Below are 16,214 nucleotides of genomic sequence, written 5' to 3' on the forward strand. Positions count from 1 at the left end.
GTAAGTCCGTTGGCTGTAAACTGTCAATGGACTTTTTTTGTAAAAAAACGGTTTCTGTTATTTATCTGTTAGAAATAGGCTTGACATTTCGTGGGAAAAGTTTAAAAATAGTACTTGCGGAAGGTTGGCAGAGTGGTAATGCACCGGACTCGAAATCCGGCGAGCCGCAGTAATGTGGTGCACGGGTTCAAATCCCGTACCTTCCTTATATATCCATGTTTAGACACGATTTCGGTCGTGTCTTTTTGTTTGGAGGCTATTTTTTGAACAGCATCCACTAATATTTTTTTAACACGAAGAGAATAAGATAGCCTCAAAAAAGAAAACATGGTAAATTAGATATCGGGACTTTATTTTCTGTAAAAACAGAAACTTTCATCTTTTGTTTTCACGTGACGAAACTGTAAGAGAGAAAATATTCGTCCGCTATTTATTCTATGTTAAGATGCATATGGATGAAATAAACAGTAATTTTATATTAGGATGTGAAAGTTAAATGTGCGGTATTGTAGGTTTTGTTAACGACAAGGACAACAAAAAAACAATTATTAATACAATGATGGATCGAATCGTTCACCGTGGACCTAATAGTTCAGGGGAATATATCGATAAACACGTTGCTTTAGGATTTAGAAGATTAAGTATTATTGACTTAGAGGGCGGTACTCAGCCTATTTACAATGAAGATCGAACAAAGATCATTATTTTTAATGGCGAAATCTATAATTATCAGCCTTTGAGAGAAGAATTGATTACAGCTGGTCACGTTTTTCAAACACATGCAGATACAGAAGTCCTTTTGCATGGTTACGAAGAATGGGGAACAGAATTATTGCAAAAAATCCGCGGAATGTTTGCTTTTGCTATTTGGGATAATGAAAAAAATGAGTTATTCGGTGCGAGAGACCATTTTGGGATCAAACCATACTATTATGCAGAAATGAACGGAACATTTATGTTTGGTTCAGAAATCAAAAGTTTTTTGCCTCATCCTGATTTTAATAAAGAATTGAATAAAGAAGCATTGAAACCTTATATGACTTTCCAATATTCTCCATTGAACGGTGAAACCTTCTTCAAAGGTGTCTATCGTTTGCCTGAAGGTCATTATTATACGTATAAAGACGGAAAACTGGACATTCAACAATATTGGGATGCAGATTTTGAAACAAAAGAAACGCATTCCCGACAAGAATGGATCGAAAAAATCGACGAAACTGTTCAAGCTTCTATTGAAGCACACACAATCAGCGATGTAGAAGTTGGTTCTTTCTTATCCAGCGGGGTCGATTCCAGTTATGTAACCTCTGTATTGAAACCAGATCATTCTTTCTCAATTGGGTTTGATGATAAAACCTATAATGAAGCGATTGAAGCCAGAAAACTAACAGAATTGTTGGACTTAGACAATACGGCAGCTGTAATCGACGGAGACATGTCTTTTAAAGCATTCCCATTGATCCAGTATCACTTAGATGAACCAGACTCAAATCCTTCTTGTGTGCCGTTGTACTTTTTAGCAAATCTCGCTTCACAAAGTGTACGGGTGGTTCAATCAGGAGAAGGGGCAGATGAACTATTTGCGGGATACCAAACGTATGGATTTCACACGAATTCAAAATTTATCCGTGTGATTGCGCAAGGACTGAAAAAATTGCCAAAAGGGACACGCTATAATTTAGGACGTAAAATCGGAAAAATGAAAAATTTCCATGGACGTATCCATTTATATGAATCACTTGCGCCAGCAAAAGAATATTTTATCGGGCATGCTCGAGTGTTCGAAGAATCAGAAGCATCAGAAGTGTTGACGCCAAAATATCAAACAGCGCCATCTGTGAATGAGATCATGACTGTTCATTACGAGAAAACAGAAGGAATCAAAGATGAAGTCAATAAGATGCAATACGTCGATCTTCATCAATGGATGCCAAAAGATATTTTGTTGAAGGCAGATAAACTTTCTATGGCTAGTTCTCTAGAAGTTCGAGTACCTTTACTGGATATCGAAGTCATGAAATTGGCTCAACAAATACCAAGTAAGTTCTTGTTGAATCAAAACAACACAAAAGATATTTTCAGACAAGCTGCGAACAAACATCTTCCAGAAGAGTGGTCGAATCGTGTGAAATTAGGATTCCCTGTGCCAATCAAAGCTTGGTTGAAAGAAGAACACGGCTACGAACAAGTCAAAGCACTATTCGAAGCAGATTTTGCAAAAGAATTTTTTGATCAAGAAAAAATTATGAAGTTGCTAGATGACCATCACGAAGGACGTAAAGAAGAACAACGTAAAATCTGGACGATCTTCAGTTTCTTGACATGGTATAAAGTTTACTTTGTCGATGAAACGATTCCGCAAGCAGAAGCAATCGACTATGTGACTGTTTGATAAAAAAAGAAACAACAATATGAGAAGAAGCATAGAAGCATGTGAGATGATCTCCTTGTTTCTATGCTTCTTTTTAAGCGCTTAGTAACTGATTTCTTTTTCTTTTGTCCCATCTTTTTTATAAATGATCAAAGTTGATTGTTTGTTTTGAGCTACTTGCTTTCCTTTTTCGATTGCTTCTTTTTTTGTATCAAAATGGTTGCTTGCCTTTTTTGCCCCTTTAGATTTCACGATCCATTGTTTTTCCTCATATTCTACGATCACATCTGAATCAAGCAGTTTTCTGGCACGAGGATTCGTATCGTGTTCATCCGTCTTGCTTGGATTTTTTTCTTTTTCGAAGGTTCGTTTTTCTGATTCACTAGCATCTTCATCCCATTTTTTTGCTTGATCAATGGCAATTGGGATCGCACGGCTATCAGGGTACCCTTCATCCAACAGTGCATTTGCGATGTCGATTGCTTTTTTTCTTGTCAGTTTATCTAAGTTTTTCATTGATGCAGGAAAGTCCTTCATGTTCCATGGCATATTAGTATCCCCCTTTATTAAAAAACATAATCTATATAAACAAGTGTAAGGGTATTTATACAAAAAGGAAAAGATTTTGTTTGAGAAGTAAAACCGTTGTATTTATCGTCAAGTAGTTTTACTTAACAAAATCGTGAAAAACACTAGCAATCTAGAAAAAATCATGGTAAGATAATCAAGTCTGAGAGTCATCTTAGAGGATTCTTGTAAAAATGGGAGGGAAAAACATGCGCGTAAACATCACTTTAGAGTGTACTTCTTGTAAAGAACGTAACTACCTAACAAGCAAAAACAAACGTAACAATCCTGATCGTTTGGAAAAACAAAAATATTGCCCACGCGAACGCAAAGTTACTTTGCACCGTGAAACAAAATAATGTTTTTAAAGTTCTCAATTCCTTGCTGGTCAAAGAATTGAGACTTTTTTTATCTCAAACCATCTAAAATCATAAGGAGCGGATGATATGTTTATTTCAATGTGGGCACAAGATAGGAATGGTCTGATCGGCAAAAATGGATTGCTACCGTGGCGATTGCCAAATGACATGCGTTTTTTTCGTGAACATACAATGGATCGAATCTTAGTGATGGGAAGAAAGACCTATGAAGGAATGGGCGATCTCTCACTTCCTTATCGCCATATCATCGTGTTGACAACGCAACCGAACTTTCGCACGAAAGAAAATGCAGAAGTGATGCATTCAATCGATGAACTTTTGGCGTATAGTCAAACAATCTCAGAAGATATCTATGTTTCGGGTGGCAGTCGGATTTTTCAAGAACTTCTTCCTTACACCGGTCGAATCTGGCGGACATTGATTGATAGCACGTTTGAAGGAGATACGTATATTGGGGATATCGATTTTTCAGACTTCGCTCTTATAGAGGAATACGAGGGAATAACGGATCAGGAAAATTTATATGCCCATCGTTTTCAAAAATGGGAAAGAGTAAGAAATAAGGTTGTTTCAAAAGAAGAATAATATCCGGGTATTTAGTTTTTAATAATAAAAAAGCATCTCGCGAATGAACGTGAAGATGCTTTTTTAGTTAAAATCAGTTTAGCTTTTCTTTGATATCATTGACCATTTCCTGACTGGCAATAGGTCCATTATATAGCCAGCTAGATTCAGGGCCGAATTGCAGTACGTGATTGTTCTTCACTGCTTTGAGATTTTTCCAGCTTGGTTCATTGAACATAGAAGCATCTTTATCACTGTTTACAAGAATGATGTAATCAGCATCTAATTCAGCTAGTTTTTCCGAAGAAACAGCAGACCAGTCAGAAGTGGCTTCTTTGGACACTTCTTCTACTAAATCAGGCACACCAAATTTTAGATCGTCATATACGATTCTACCGCTTGACCGATTTTTGCTGACCATGAAGGCAGAGTTATTGGTCACCCATAACACTGCAGCTGTCTTGTTCTCAATTTTATCTGCTAATTCTTCGCGAGTGCTCTTGACGGATTTTTGATAATCGGAAATGACTTTTTCCGCTTCTTTTTCTTTTTCCAAAGCCTTGCCGACATCTTTTAGTTGTTCTTCCCATGTGACGTCTGTTCCATTTTTTACGACATAAGTTGGCGCGATTTTACTATATTGCTCGTATTTTCCACCTTCGACAGTAGCGGAAGAAGAAATCAACAGCAAGTCAGGTTCGAAGCTTAATACTTTCTCGTAAGGAAGATCATAAGAAATAGTTGGAACATCTTTCAAATCATCTTGCAGATAATCTTGGATAGAACCACTGCCCACTGTCCATTGGGCGATAGGTTTTTCTCCTAGGGAAATCAGATAGTCTTCTAAGTAACTGCCGATGATCCGTTTAGGTGCGTTTGGAATGTCGACTTTATGTCCAAGCGTATCTGTGACTGTATGCGTGCTGGTGGATGAAGTCGTCGAATTGGTAGTTGTAGCTGTTTCTTTATCTGAAGAGGGGGAGCAAGCGCTCAATACTCCAGCCAGCAGCAACATGCTAGATAAGGTGAATACTTTTGTTTTTAAGTTCATTTCTTTCCTCCTGACATAATTGAGAATCTTTCTCATTGGTTATTATTCCTGATATTTCGAATGCTGTCAACCGCTTCATTTAGCTATAGATATGAAAGTAGCGCTTGACGAAATAGTGAAACAGCGTCATAATTGAGAATGATTTTCAGCGAAAGGGTGGGTGAAATGACGAGACTAAGGGCAGCTGATATTGCAGCCGGCTACGAAAATAAAAAAATTATTGAAAACATGTCTGTTACGATTCCTGAAGGGAAAATCACGAGCTTGATCGGGCCAAACGGAAGTGGAAAATCTACTTTATTGAAAAGCTTTACCCGTATACTACCTGTGAAATCAGGAAAGATCATTGTCAATGACTCTGATATATCTACATACAGTTCAAAAGAACTTGCAAAAAAAATTGCTTTATTAGCACAAACTAGTGAACATCCTATAGGTATGACAGTAGAAGAAGTAGTATCTTACGGACGATATCCCTATCAAAAACTGTTTAGTGGTATGGATGCACAAGATCATGAAGCAATCGAGTGGGCTTTGGATGCAACAGGTTTGTCTGGATATCGCACGCGAGATATCGCAACGTTGTCTGGTGGACAAACCCAGCGTGTCTGGATCGCTATGGCACTTGCTCAGGAAACAGATATCTTGATCTTGGACGAGCCGACGACGTTTTTAGATCCGTCACACCAATTAGAGATCCTACAGTTATTGTCTCAAATCAATCAAATAAAACAAACAACGATCTTGATGTCGATCCATGATATTAATCTTGCTTCACGTTTTTCTGATTATTTACTAGGCATGAAAGACGGTGAATTGATTACGGAAGGTACACCTGAAGAAGTGATCACAAAAGAGTGTATGAAAAAAATATTTGAGATTGATGCAACGATTGTAACACTACCAAAAACGAATAAACCAGTTTTTCTGACGTATGATCTGTTGCCAAAAGAGCAGGAGGATCAATTATGAAGGCTAGGAAAAAAAACAAACTCTTGCTTTTGATCTGTTTTGTTCTTTTGATCATTTTTTTTATTGCTCTTTCAAATGGCGCAGCGAGTGTGGGAAAAACAGCCTTTTGGCAGGCTTTGGTTGATTTTGATGGATCAAAACAAAGTCATCAAATCATAAGAAACATTCGCTTGCCTCGGGTCGCAGGGGCATTTCTCGTAGGGAGTTGTTTTGCATTGAGCGGTGCATTGATGCAAGGTGTGACAAGAAATCCGTTAGCAGATTCAGGTTTACTAGGAATCAACGCTGGTGCTTCGTTGGCAATGGCTCTTAGTTTTGCTTTTTGGCCCAAAGCTTCTGGGTTTTCTGTGTTTCTGGTGTCATTGGCAGGTTCTTTTGCTGTGACTTTGCTCGTATTTGGCTTTTTGCAGTTTTCGAAAATGGGCATGAATCCTTTACAGCTGATTTTAGCTGGCGTAGCTATTAGTTCTTTTTTTACTGCAATCAGTCAAGCACTTACCCAATTTTTTAATCTACAGCAGGATCTTGCCTTTTGGTTTGTAGGTGGAGCTGCCAATATCACATGGAAACAGTTAACAGTGTTGTTCCCTGTATATGTGCTTGCTGTCTTGGTTTCTTTTTCATTAGGAAAAGCGATATCCTTGATTAGTTTGAGTGAAACTCATGCATTAGCTCTTGGAGGTCGTCCTAAACGAACACGGTTGATTGTTTTCTGTCTAGTTGCAGTGTTAGCAGCCATTGCCGTTTCGTTAGTCGGACCTGTTTCATTTATTGGGCTGTTGGTTCCGCCGATTGTTCGCGGAATGGTTGGGACAGACTATCGTTATGTCCTACCTGTCTCTTTTTTAGTTGGAGGCGGACTGGTCATGTTGGCGGATCTTGTAGCAAGGATGATCAATCCACCTTTTGAAACACCTTTTGGATTAGTCATTGCATTGATTGGCGTTCCGTTTTTACTGATACAAGTAAGGAGGGAACGACGGTGAAAAGAATATATTGGACGTTGTATTTCTTGCTTTTTCTACTTATCGTCTTGTCTGTAGGTAGTTTGATGATTGGCACGCCTTTTATTTATCTTGATCAGCTTTTTGACACGTTCATAGGGAAAGGCTCCTCTTCTTTGGCGCTGATTGTTGGAGAGTTTCGAGTTCCCCGATTACTGATCAGTTTATTAGCAGGAGCTTGTCTTGGCGTTTCTGGCTATATCTTGCAAGGAGTGACGAGAAATGAATTGGCAGATTCTAGCATATTGGGGATTAATGCGGGAGCTGGATTTCTAGTGATGCTTTATTTAGGTTTCTTTTCACAATATTCTCTGCCGTTTCTGTTGCTAGTTGTAGCCTTTATAGGTGGTATTCTCGCTGCTTGCTGTGTGTATCTTGCGGCCTATGATCGAAATGGATTTTTAGGGATGAATCGTATCTTATTGTCTGGTATTGCCATTAATGCTGGTCTTTCTGCATTAACGTTGTTGTGCACCATCCAATTGTCAAAGGAAAATTATGGATTTGTCAATGCATGGTTGGCGGGATCGATTTGGGGTGCGAGCTGGTCCTATGTTTGGGCGCTTCTTCCATGGGCGATTATCTTGATTCCGCTAGGAGGATTTTATGCGCAACGGATTGGCTTGCTATCATTTGGTCAAGAACGCGCGCAAGGATTAGGGCTAAATGTGAATAAAAGTCAAAAAATCCTTTTGTTGTTAGCTGTTGCTTTAGCAAGCGGTAGCGTAGCGGTGACAGGGAGTTTATCCTTTGTAGGACTACTGGCTCCTCATGCTGCGAAGCTAGTCGTACGTAAAGAAAATCATTGGACCTTTATTTTGAGCAGTTTGTTCGGTTCCGTTTTTGTACTTAGCGCAGATATTGTTGCACGAGTGATTCTACCAAGTGGGGAAATACCGACAGGGATTTTGATCGCCTTTTTTGGTGCGCCATATTTTCTGTATGTATTGTTTATCAGACAAAAACACGTGCTGAGCAGTTGAAGTTCATTAAAAGGCAAGAAGGCCAATCATTGTTAGGTCTTCTTTTTCTTTTATTTATACATTTATTTGAAAGTTCGATTGCTATTTTTCTTTTTTTCCTATACCATTTTATGAGAGAAGGAAAGGTGATTTTTTGGAGCAAATGAAAGAAAAATTACGCCGGCAAGGAATTGAAAAGCTGAAAAATCTGGCCAAAAGCGGCAAGAAAAAGGGCAAAGAACAGCGAATCTATGAACAGCTATTCGCAAGCAAGTACTGGAAGTCGGCACAAGTGATAGGGACGACTTTGTCAAATGAAATTGAGCTGGATACACAGCCGATTATCCAACGGGCGAAAAAAGAACAAAAGAAAATAGTTGTTCCTAAAACTTTACCAAAACGACAGATGGCGTTTTATGAAATGGAAGAACACACCATTTTTGAACGTTCGAGTTTTGGTGTTCTTGAGCCACAATCAGAGAAGCTTTATTTGCCGGAAATGATCGACCTCCTCATTGTACCAGGGATTATCTACAATAGAGCCGGTTATCGTATTGGTTTTGGCGGTGGTTATTACGACCGGTATTTAAAAAATTTCCATCGAAAAACATGCAGCCTCGTTTTTCGAGAACAATTGAATGAACAATGGCAACCGGAGAGTTTTGATCAGAAGATCCAACAATTATTTATTGACTAAAATGAAATGGGAGGTTTTCATGAATTATCAACAGCAAATAAAAATGCGTGCATGGTTGAGGCGACCGTTATGGACCTATGTTTTTTTAGGGATACAGACAATAGTCTTCATTATAATGGAGTTGTTTCCGCGTCTTGAAATTCCTTATTATACTGGAATGTATGGTCCTTATCTTGTTCACTTCAATGAATGGTGGCGCTTAGTGACACCAATCTTCATCCATTTTGGAGTGATGCATTTCGTCATGAACTCACTGATATTGTATTTTATGGGGCAACAAATCGAGGCAATATACGGTCACTGGCGGTTTTTCCTGATCTATATGTTCAGTGGGATAATGGGAAATACAGCAAGTTTTGCTTTCAACGAAGCGAATGTTTTGTCTGGTGGTGCAAGCACCTCGATATTCGGGTTGTTTGGTGCGTTGTTTATTTTAGGATTTCATTTTAAATATAATACGGCGATCCAACAACTAGTCAGACATTTTCTTTTATTTATTGCGATGACATTTGTTTTTGGTCTTCTTGACACCTCTGTAGATGTTTGGGGACATGTCGGCGGACTGGTGGGCGGTTTAGTATTAGGAAATATTTTAGGGCTACCGAAACAGCAGACAAGCTATTCGATACACCAGAAGATTCTTTCTACACTAGTTTTTGTATTTCTTTTTGTAATATGTATTTTACTGGGTTTAAAAAAATATGGTTTACTTGTATAATATGAAGGAAGTGCTTAAAGATGGAGAGCTTATATGATGTACAGCAGCTGTTCAAAAAATTTGGCATCTTTATCTATGTGGGTGCACGCATCTATGATATTGAATTGATGACTATTGAATTGCGGAATCTGTATGATAGCCGTTTGATCGATCATGATACATACATGACAGCGTGGCGCATATTAAAAAGAGAGCACCGAATTGAAGAAAGCCGAAAGAAAGGAAATTTGTAATGGACAAGAAAATTATTGGGATTGATTTAGGTGGAACAACAGCAAAATTTGCAATTTTAACACCAGAAGGAGAGATTCAACAAAAATGGAGCATCGATACCAATATTTTGGATGATGGCAAACATATCGTTCCTGAAATCATCGAATCAATCAACCATCGATTGAATTTATATAATATGAAAGCCGAAGACTTTATTGGAATCGGTATGGGTACTCCAGGAAGCGTGGACAGTGACGCTGGAACAGTTATTGGTGCATATAACTTGAACTGGACAGAAGTACAATTTGTGAAAAAACTGATTGAAGCAGGGACAGGAATCAAATTCGCTATCGATAATGATGCGAATGTGGCTGCTTTAGGTGAACGATGGAAAGGTGCTGGAGAAAACGATCCAGACGTTGTATTCGTTACTCTAGGAACAGGTGTTGGCGGTGGTATCGTTGCTGGCGGGAATTTGATCCATGGCGTGAGCGGAGCAGGCGGAGAGATCGGCCATATCACTGTGGATCCTGAAGGGTTCGAATGTACTTGCGGTAAACGCGGATGTTTAGAAACAGTATCTAGTGCTACTGGTGTGGTACGTCTAGGTCGTTACTTGGCAGAAGAATACGCAGGAGATTCAAAACTGAAAGCAATGTTAGATAACGGTGAAGAAGTAACAAGTAAAGATATCTTTGAAATGGCTCAAGAAGACGATCCGTTTGCATTGATGGTTGTTGATCGCGTATGCTTCTACTTAGGTTTAGCTTGCGCCAACTTGGGGAATACATTGAATCCGTCAAGTATTGTGTTAGGCGGCGGAGTATCGGCGGCAGGAGAATTTTTACGCAGCCGTGTAGAGAAATATTTTAAAGAATTCACTTTCCCACAAGTAAGAGAATCAACAAAAATCAAATTAGCAGAGCTTGGAAATGAAGCTGGTGTCATTGGCGCTGCCTCATTAGCCTTGAAATTTGCTTAAAAAAACGGAGGCATTACATGGTTTTATGGGTAATTAATATCATTTTGCTATTGATTGTGCTTGCAATCATCTTTTGGGAAGTCTATCTACGAGTAATGGCCAAGCGTTCAGCAACGACTTTGACAGAAGAAGAGTTTCGAGAAGGAATGAGAAAAGCACAAGTAATCGATGTTCGCGAAAAAGATGTGTTTGATGCAGGGCATATCTTAGGTGCAAGAAACATCCCTTACACTGTTTTGAAAGATTCACTAGGATCGATTCGAAAAGACCAACCTGTCTATATCTACGATCAAAAGAAAAGCTTGAGTATCCGTACGGCAAATAAATTACGTAAAGCAGGTTATAAAGAGATTTATTTGCTTAAGGGTGGTTATGACGGCTGGTCTGGAAAAATCAAAAGCAAAAAAGTATAAAGCATATATTTTTATGACAGCTTTGGAAAAACTAGATCAATAATCAGGTATTGACTAAGAAAAAATGAACGACGCGTGGATAGTTGTGTCGTTCATTTTTTATTTTATGCTATTATCTACATATAAAATATAAAAGAAAAAAGGCAGAAAGAAGGAAACAACTATGATTAAATTAAAGCGTGTTTACCTTGATGCTGAAGAAGAGGATGGCTTTCGGATACTCGTGGACAGGCTCTGGCCGCGAGGGCTTTCAAAAGAAAAAGCACACTTGGATCTATGGTTGAAAGAAATTGCGCCTAGTAATGAGGCACGCAAAGCTTTTGACCATGTACCAGAACGTTTTGCTTCATTTGCAAAGAAATATCAGCAAGAATTGTCTTTTGAAGAAGAAAAGACGCGAGCTGTTTCCGAACTCACCCAACTTATGAAAGAACATCCAGTCATTACTTTTGTTTATGGTGCAAAAAACGAGCACCAGAACCATGCCGTTGTGTTAAAAGAATTTATCGAAAAGGAGGTGTACAAATGAAAATAGGGATCATTGGTGCCGGACCTAGAGGATTAAGTGTAGCAGAAAGGATTCTCCATAATAATCAGGGCAGATATTCTCTTGAACTTATTCTTTTTGATCCAGAAGGTCCAGGCGGTCGAGTTTGGCGATTGAATCAGCCACCAGAATTATTAATGAACTCTGTTTCTCAACAAGTGACGCTTTTTACAGACGAAACGTTGTCCAGTGGGGGAACGGTAATGCCGGGACCTAATTTGTTTCAATGGAGTAAAGGACCTGCTACAGATTATATCGAACAGACGGTAACCAAAAATAAGCAACTATTTATAGAAGAAATTAACCGTCTGGAAAAAGATCAGCAATCTACTCGTTGCCTATACGGACTTTATCAACGCTGGTTTTTCTCAAAGTTGCAAGAAGAATTTCCAGCTTCTACTCAGCTTGTCTATTCTTTAGTGAAAAAGGTCAGCAAAGAAAAAGACGGTTTCCTATTACAGACAGATCAGCAAAGCTATCCTGTTGATCAGCTCATTTTAGCGAGTGGTCATTGGGAAAATGATCAGACAGAAGAGGAAAGAGCTTGGGTAGACTATGCAAAGAAAAATGATTTACTGTATCAGCTTCCTTCTAATCCTGCAGATGTCGATCTTTCAAAGATACAGCCAAAAGAAAATGTCTTTCTAAGAGGGCTTGGTTTAAGCTTTTTTGATTATGTCGGATTGTTTACGGTATCAAGAGGAGGGCGCTTCGAAAACAAAAAGGGAAAATTGGTCTATCATCCATCCGGCAAGGAACCGATTATATACAGCGGGTCAAGAAGAGGTCTGCCTTACTATCCTCGAGGGAGAAATCAAAAGCAAGGCGGAGCAATGGCATGGCCACGGCTACTTACAAAAGAAAACCTTGAGCGATGGCATCGATCGGGACTTTTGACTGGCGAAACATTTTTTGACTATCTGAAAAAAGACTCTGAGTTGTTTTATTACAAGAAAATCATCGAAGAACATCACTTGCCGATTTCAAGGAAAACTTTTGATCATGATTTTCTTTCCCTCTCCTCAGAAGAGTGTCTTGGAAAGTATCCAGCATTACTTCCATACAAATGGTCTTGGTCGTATCTAGAAACTCCTCTTACCTATCAGGATGAGTCCTTTGCAGAAGCTAGCCGAGCATTTATTGAAGGACAGATAAAAGAAGCGGAAAAAGGCAATTGCACAGGGGCATTGACTTCGACATTTGATGCATTGAAAGACTGGCGTGATCCAATCCGGCAGGCTATTGAATGGCACGTTTTTTCTGCTAAGGAATACAAAGAAATACTGTGGGGATGGTTTACTCATCTAAACAGCTTTTTAACGATTGGACCGCCAGTTATTCGGACGAAAGAGTTAGCAGCACTGATAGATGTGGGTATTTTTCATTTGATCGAACCGCCACTTGATATTCAGCAAAAGCAAAACCACTATGTTATTTCTCTACAAGATAAAGAAATCAGCAGTCGCTATTTGATCGAAGCTCGTTTGCCACAAACAAGCTTTTCTCGTTCAAGTAATCCTGTCATAAAAAATTTGAAGGAAAATAAACTTGTTCGCCCTTTTTCGTTTTCAGATAATACAGGAAGTTATCATTCAGAAGCTATAGATGTTGAGCGAGGTACGAATCGCGTGATTGATGCTTCCGGGAAAATCCCGTCTGGCTTTTATTGCTACGGAATACCAGTTGAAGGTGTGGATTGGTTAACTGCAGCAGCAGCTAGACCTTATACAGATCCATGGAATTTGAGACAAGCAGATAAAATAGCACAACTTATATTGACTGACAAATAAAAATACGCATGAAGACTTATCTGTTCTTTCACAAGTCTTCATGCGTATTTTTTAAATAATTATTAACGAGAAACGCGTTTGCGCATTGCTTTTTTACGATTTTCTTCGATCATTGCTTCTTTTTCGTCAATCGGATCGATCACTGTTTTTTTCACAGAAGCGACCAAACCAGCAACGGCAGCGGCTGTTGCCAAGCTGCCTACTAATATTCCAGATACAAATTTTTTCATTGAATCCACCTCATTTATTATTTGTTATATCTATTATGGAACAAAAGAGAAAAAAAGGCTAGTTTTACGTTTGTTTGTAAACCTTTGCAAAAAATCCTTGAAAATGTTTACTAAATGTTTTATTATAAATTTACCAGATAAATTTACGAAATTTTACTTTCTTCTTTTTCACCATAAAAGTAGACTTCGCTTTTTTAATTATATAGAATCAACAAACACAATTTCACTAATCAAAGGAGTGTTTTTTATGACAATTTTAGTACTAGGCGGAGCCGGCTATATCGGTTCGCACGCTGTAGACCAGCTAGTTCAAAAGGGGTATCAAGTAGCTGTGGTAGATAATTTACTCACAGGTCACAAACAAGCAGTACATCCAGATGCTCATTTTTATGAAGGAGATATTCGGGATAAAGAATTTCTACGTTCCGTATTTGAAAAGGAACCGATTGAAGGAGTAATCCATTTTGCTGCAAGCTCTTTAGTAGGAGAATCTGTCGAAAAACCATTGATGTATTTTAACAACAATGTATACGGTATGCAAATCTTGCTTGAAGTCATGCACGAGTTCAACGTGAATAAAATCGTATTCTCTTCTACTGCAGCAACTTATGGAGAGCCGAAAGAGTCTCCAATCACGGAAAATACACCAACTAATCCTAAAAACCCGTATGGTGAAAGCAAATTGATGATGGAAAAAATGATGAAGTGGTGTGATCAAGCGTATGGCATGCGCTATGTCGCTTTGCGCTACTTCAATGTAGCCGGAGCAAAAGCAGATGCATCTATCGGAGAAGATCATACACCAGAAACGCATCTTGTCCCAATCATTTTACAAGTAGCTCTTGGCCAAAGAAAAGCATTGGCTGTTTATGGAGACGATTACGATACACCAGATGGAACATGTATTAGAGATTATGTTCAAGTAGAAGACTTGATTGCCGCGCATATTTTAGCTTTGGAATACTTGAAAGAAGGAAACGAAAGCAACTTCTTCAATTTAGGCAGTAACAAAGGGTATTCGGTCAAGGAAATGTTAGAAGCAGCTAGAGAAGTGACAGGGAAAGAAATCCCGGCAGAAATAGCACCAAGAAGAGCTGGAGATCCTAGTCGATTAGTCGCTTCAAGTGAAAAAGCGAGAGAGATTCTGGGCTGGAAACCTGAATACACAGATATCAAAGCAATTATCAAAACAGCATGGGATTGGCATGTCAGCCATCCAAATGGTTATGAAGAATAGGGGAATGAGATATGTCAATCAGTCAAACGATTTGTGATTTTGCCACACTTGCGATCGAAGCTGGCGGATGGATGGAAATGGACCGCTTATATTTACAGAATCGTCTTTTAGGGATGATAGGAGAAGACGCTCTAGAAAGCGTCGAAGTAAGACCAGTTAAGGAAGAATCAGTAGACTTATTGGATCAGTTTGTCGCTAAGGCAAGAGAAAATGGTGTGCTTTCAGAATTACCAGCAGAACAAGAGATTTTTGAAGCACAATTGATGGATTTTCTTACACCGCCGCCTTCCGTTGTCAATGCATTCTTTGCGCAGCATTATTCAAAAAGCCCAGAGGAAGCAACTGATTATTTCTTTGATTTAAGTAAGAAAAATGATTACATCAAAACAAGAGCCATCGCTAAAAATATCAAATTTCCAGCAGAGTCAGCATATGGTGAATTGGAAATCACGATCAATTTATCTAAACCAGAAAAAGATCCAAAACAAATTGCGGCAGAACGTGAGGCAGCCAAAGTAGATTATCCTACATGTATGCTGTGCATGGAAAATGAAGGATATAGAGGACGCTTGAATTATCCAGCCCGTACCAATCATCGAATCATTCGAATGAATCTAGATGGTGAAAGCTGGGGATTCCAATATTCTCCTTATGCTTATTACAATGAGCATTCGATCATTTTATCAGAGCAGCACCGTCCAATGAAAATTTCAAAGGAAACATTTGTTAGACTGCTTCGGATTACTGAAGTCTTGCCTCATTACTTTGTTGGTTCAAATGCTGACTTGCCGATTGTTGGAGGATCGATTCTTTCTCATGATCATTATCAGGCAGGACGTCATGAATTTCCTATGGCAAAAGCACCAATAGAAAAACTCATCAAATTAGCAGATTATCCGCAAGTCATCGCAGGAGTTGTGAAATGGCCGATGTCTGTGATCCGTTTGCAATCAACAGATAAAGAGTTGCTGATTGAAGCAGCTAATTCAGTGTTGGAAAAGTGGAAAGAATATTCGGATGAAACAGTAGAAATCCGGGCTTTTTCAGCAGATGGTACACCACACCACACGATTACGCCAATTGCACGAAGAAGGGACAATTATTTTGAGCTGGACCTTGTCCTTCGAGACAATAATGTTTCAGATGAGCATCCTGATGGTATTTTTCATCCGCATAAAGATGTCCAACATATCAAGAAAGAGAACATTGGATTGATCGAAGTAATGGGGCTTGCTGTTTTACCACCTCGTTTGAAACCGGAACTAGCAGAAGTAGAGCGGTTCTTATTGGGAGAAGAAAACCAGATGGCTGAATATCATCGTCCATGGGCAGAACAGTTGAAAAAAGAGCATCCTGATTTGACGAAAGATGCGGTCACTGATGTTGTACAAAAAGCTGTAGGTCAGGTTTTTGCTCGTGTCTTGGAAGATGCTGGGGTGTTCAAGCGAGATGAAAAAGGACAAGCAGCGTTTGAGCGGTTTACTGCGATTTTATAAACGGAAAAAAAGGAGGAGAG

General features: G+C 39.0%; 18 protein-coding genes and 1 tRNA gene. 16 read left to right on the forward strand and 3 right to left on the reverse strand.

The genetic code is table 11. From position 1 onward, the window contains the following. The first annotated feature begins 118 nt into the window (after window positions 1-118). A tRNA-Ser gene (locus tag AC1F25_RS02525) sits at window positions 119-206 on the forward strand. A gap of 290 nt (window positions 207-496) precedes the next feature. Next, window positions 497-2,392, forward strand: coding sequence for an asparagine synthase (glutamine-hydrolyzing) (gene asnB, locus AC1F25_RS02530; protein ID WP_002308857.1), 1,896 nt, complete (start codon window positions 497-499; stop codon window positions 2,390-2,392). A gap of 81 nt (window positions 2,393-2,473) precedes the next feature. Here the strand turns inward: asnB and AC1F25_RS02535 are convergent, their stop codons facing one another. Continuing rightward, window positions 2,474-2,920, reverse strand: coding sequence for a DUF2188 domain-containing protein (locus AC1F25_RS02535; RefSeq protein ID WP_479994217.1), 447 nt, complete (start codon window positions 2,918-2,920; stop codon window positions 2,474-2,476). A gap of 212 nt (window positions 2,921-3,132) precedes the next feature. Between AC1F25_RS02535 and rpmG the strand changes: the two genes are divergently transcribed. Both rpmG and AC1F25_RS02545 read left to right on the forward strand, forming a co-directional pair. Next, on the forward strand, window positions 3,133-3,297 hold the full coding sequence (rpmG, locus tag AC1F25_RS02540) for a 50S ribosomal protein L33 (RefSeq protein ID WP_002320810.1): 165 nt from the start codon (window positions 3,133-3,135) through the stop codon (window positions 3,295-3,297). Window positions 3,298-3,384: 87 nt separating this feature from the next. Continuing rightward, on the forward strand, window positions 3,385-3,903 hold the full coding sequence (locus AC1F25_RS02545) for a dihydrofolate reductase (RefSeq protein WP_002308859.1): 519 nt from the start codon (window positions 3,385-3,387) through the stop codon (window positions 3,901-3,903). 73 nt (window positions 3,904-3,976) lie between these two features. On the opposite strand, the gene AC1F25_RS02550 is transcribed toward AC1F25_RS02545, so the two are convergent. After that, a complete protein-coding gene (locus AC1F25_RS02550; protein ID WP_479994218.1) occupies window positions 3,977-4,933 on the reverse strand; it encodes an ABC transporter substrate-binding protein in 957 nt (318 codons plus the stop codon). Between the two features lie 165 nt (window positions 4,934-5,098). On the opposite strand from AC1F25_RS02550, the gene AC1F25_RS02555 reads away from it, so the two are divergent. From AC1F25_RS02555 to AC1F25_RS02600, 10 genes are all read left to right on the forward strand, one after another. Further along, window positions 5,099-5,905, forward strand: a complete 807-nt coding sequence (locus tag AC1F25_RS02555; protein ID WP_002308861.1) for an ABC transporter ATP-binding protein — start codon at window positions 5,099-5,101, stop codon at window positions 5,903-5,905. After that, window positions 5,902-6,891, forward strand: coding sequence for a FecCD family ABC transporter permease (locus AC1F25_RS02560; RefSeq protein ID WP_002313633.1), 990 nt, complete (start codon window positions 5,902-5,904; stop codon window positions 6,889-6,891). The genes AC1F25_RS02555 and AC1F25_RS02560 overlap by 4 nt, the downstream gene beginning before the upstream one ends. Further along, window positions 6,888-7,892 carry a FecCD family ABC transporter permease gene (locus AC1F25_RS02565; protein ID WP_002344361.1) on the forward strand — a complete coding sequence of 335 codons (1,005 nt, stop codon included), beginning with the start codon at window positions 6,888-6,890 and terminating at the stop codon, window positions 7,890-7,892. The genes AC1F25_RS02560 and AC1F25_RS02565 overlap by 4 nt, the downstream gene beginning before the upstream one ends. A gap of 142 nt (window positions 7,893-8,034) precedes the next feature. Further along, window positions 8,035-8,568, forward strand: a complete 534-nt coding sequence (locus AC1F25_RS02570) for a 5-formyltetrahydrofolate cyclo-ligase (protein ID WP_372684143.1) — start codon at window positions 8,035-8,037, stop codon at window positions 8,566-8,568. A gap of 19 nt (window positions 8,569-8,587) precedes the next feature. Beyond that, window positions 8,588-9,286, forward strand: coding sequence for a rhomboid family intramembrane serine protease (locus AC1F25_RS02575; RefSeq protein WP_002308868.1), 699 nt, complete (start codon window positions 8,588-8,590; stop codon window positions 9,284-9,286). A 20-nt stretch (window positions 9,287-9,306) separates the two neighbouring features. Beyond that, window positions 9,307-9,519, forward strand: a complete 213-nt coding sequence (locus AC1F25_RS02580) for a YqgQ family protein (RefSeq protein WP_002293902.1) — start codon at window positions 9,307-9,309, stop codon at window positions 9,517-9,519. Then, window positions 9,519-10,481, forward strand: a complete 963-nt coding sequence (locus AC1F25_RS02585) for an ROK family glucokinase (RefSeq protein WP_002308870.1) — start codon at window positions 9,519-9,521, stop codon at window positions 10,479-10,481. The genes AC1F25_RS02580 and AC1F25_RS02585 overlap by 1 nt, the downstream gene beginning before the upstream one ends. A 17-nt stretch (window positions 10,482-10,498) precedes the next feature. After that, window positions 10,499-10,894: a rhodanese-like domain-containing protein gene (locus AC1F25_RS02590; protein WP_002308872.1), complete on the forward strand. Its 396-nt coding sequence runs from the start codon at window positions 10,499-10,501 to the stop codon at window positions 10,892-10,894. 163 nt (window positions 10,895-11,057) lie between these two features. Further along, entirely contained in the window at window positions 11,058-11,423 is a 366-nt protein-coding gene (locus tag AC1F25_RS02595; protein ID WP_002308873.1) for a DUF488 domain-containing protein, read from the forward strand. Beyond that, the gene (locus AC1F25_RS02600; protein WP_479994219.1) at window positions 11,420-13,231 is read left to right on the forward strand and encodes an FAD/NAD(P)-binding protein; all 1,812 of its coding nucleotides are present in this window, start codon (window positions 11,420-11,422) and stop codon (window positions 13,229-13,231) included. Before AC1F25_RS02595 ends, AC1F25_RS02600 begins: the two co-directional genes overlap by 4 nt. A gap of 62 nt (window positions 13,232-13,293) precedes the next feature. Here AC1F25_RS02600 and AC1F25_RS02605 read toward each other — a convergent pair whose 3' ends face one another. Next, window positions 13,294-13,461, reverse strand: coding sequence for a DUF3042 family protein (locus tag AC1F25_RS02605; protein ID WP_002288457.1), 168 nt, complete (start codon window positions 13,459-13,461; stop codon window positions 13,294-13,296). A gap of 247 nt (window positions 13,462-13,708) precedes the next feature. Here AC1F25_RS02605 and galE point away from each other — a divergent pair, with 247 nt between their 5' ends. Together galE and galT are read left to right on the forward strand one after the other, a co-directional pair. Beyond that, on the forward strand, window positions 13,709-14,698 hold the full coding sequence (gene galE / locus AC1F25_RS02610) for a UDP-glucose 4-epimerase GalE (protein WP_002308878.1): 990 nt from the start codon (window positions 13,709-13,711) through the stop codon (window positions 14,696-14,698). 11 nt (window positions 14,699-14,709) lie between these two features. Continuing rightward, window positions 14,710-16,194 carry a UDP-glucose--hexose-1-phosphate uridylyltransferase gene (gene galT / locus AC1F25_RS02615; RefSeq protein ID WP_002308879.1) on the forward strand — a complete coding sequence of 495 codons (1,485 nt, stop codon included), beginning with the start codon at window positions 14,710-14,712 and terminating at the stop codon, window positions 16,192-16,194. Window positions 16,195-16,214 lie beyond the last annotated feature (20 nt).

This window comes from Enterococcus sp. M-BR2 (assembly GCF_056612775.1).

Excerpts from the sequence above, each read along its gene's own strand:
- AC1F25_RS02535 (WP_479994217.1), bottom strand. The coding sequence starts at position 2,920 with ATGCCATGGAACATGAAGGACTTTCCTGCATCAATGAAAAACTTAGAT.
- asnB (WP_002308857.1), top strand. The coding sequence starts at position 497 with ATGTGCGGTATTGTAGGTTTTGTTAACGACAAGGACAACAAAAAAACA.
- AC1F25_RS02600 (WP_479994219.1), top strand. The coding sequence starts at position 11,420 with ATGAAAATAGGGATCATTGGTGCCGGACCTAGAGGATTAAGTGTAGCA.
- AC1F25_RS02595 (WP_002308873.1), top strand. The coding sequence starts at position 11,058 with ATGATTAAATTAAAGCGTGTTTACCTTGATGCTGAAGAAGAGGATGGC.
- AC1F25_RS02570 (WP_372684143.1), top strand. The coding sequence starts at position 8,035 with ATGAAAGAAAAATTACGCCGGCAAGGAATTGAAAAGCTGAAAAATCTG.
- AC1F25_RS02555 (WP_002308861.1), top strand. The coding sequence starts at position 5,099 with ATGACGAGACTAAGGGCAGCTGATATTGCAGCCGGCTACGAAAATAAA.
- AC1F25_RS02560 (WP_002313633.1), top strand. The coding sequence starts at position 5,902 with ATGAAGGCTAGGAAAAAAAACAAACTCTTGCTTTTGATCTGTTTTGTT.
- AC1F25_RS02575 (WP_002308868.1), top strand. The coding sequence starts at position 8,588 with ATGAATTATCAACAGCAAATAAAAATGCGTGCATGGTTGAGGCGACCG.
- AC1F25_RS02585 (WP_002308870.1), top strand. The coding sequence starts at position 9,519 with ATGGACAAGAAAATTATTGGGATTGATTTAGGTGGAACAACAGCAAAA.
- AC1F25_RS02545 (WP_002308859.1), top strand. The coding sequence starts at position 3,385 with ATGTTTATTTCAATGTGGGCACAAGATAGGAATGGTCTGATCGGCAAA.
- AC1F25_RS02580 (WP_002293902.1), top strand. The coding sequence starts at position 9,307 with ATGGAGAGCTTATATGATGTACAGCAGCTGTTCAAAAAATTTGGCATC.
- AC1F25_RS02590 (WP_002308872.1), top strand. The coding sequence starts at position 10,499 with ATGGTTTTATGGGTAATTAATATCATTTTGCTATTGATTGTGCTTGCA.
- galT (WP_002308879.1), top strand. The coding sequence starts at position 14,710 with ATGTCAATCAGTCAAACGATTTGTGATTTTGCCACACTTGCGATCGAA.
- AC1F25_RS02550 (WP_479994218.1), bottom strand. The coding sequence starts at position 4,933 with ATGAACTTAAAAACAAAAGTATTCACCTTATCTAGCATGTTGCTGCTG.
- galE (WP_002308878.1), top strand. The coding sequence starts at position 13,709 with ATGACAATTTTAGTACTAGGCGGAGCCGGCTATATCGGTTCGCACGCT.
- AC1F25_RS02605 (WP_002288457.1), bottom strand. The coding sequence starts at position 13,461 with ATGAAAAAATTTGTATCTGGAATATTAGTAGGCAGCTTGGCAACAGCC.
- rpmG (WP_002320810.1), top strand. The coding sequence starts at position 3,133 with ATGGGAGGGAAAAACATGCGCGTAAACATCACTTTAGAGTGTACTTCT.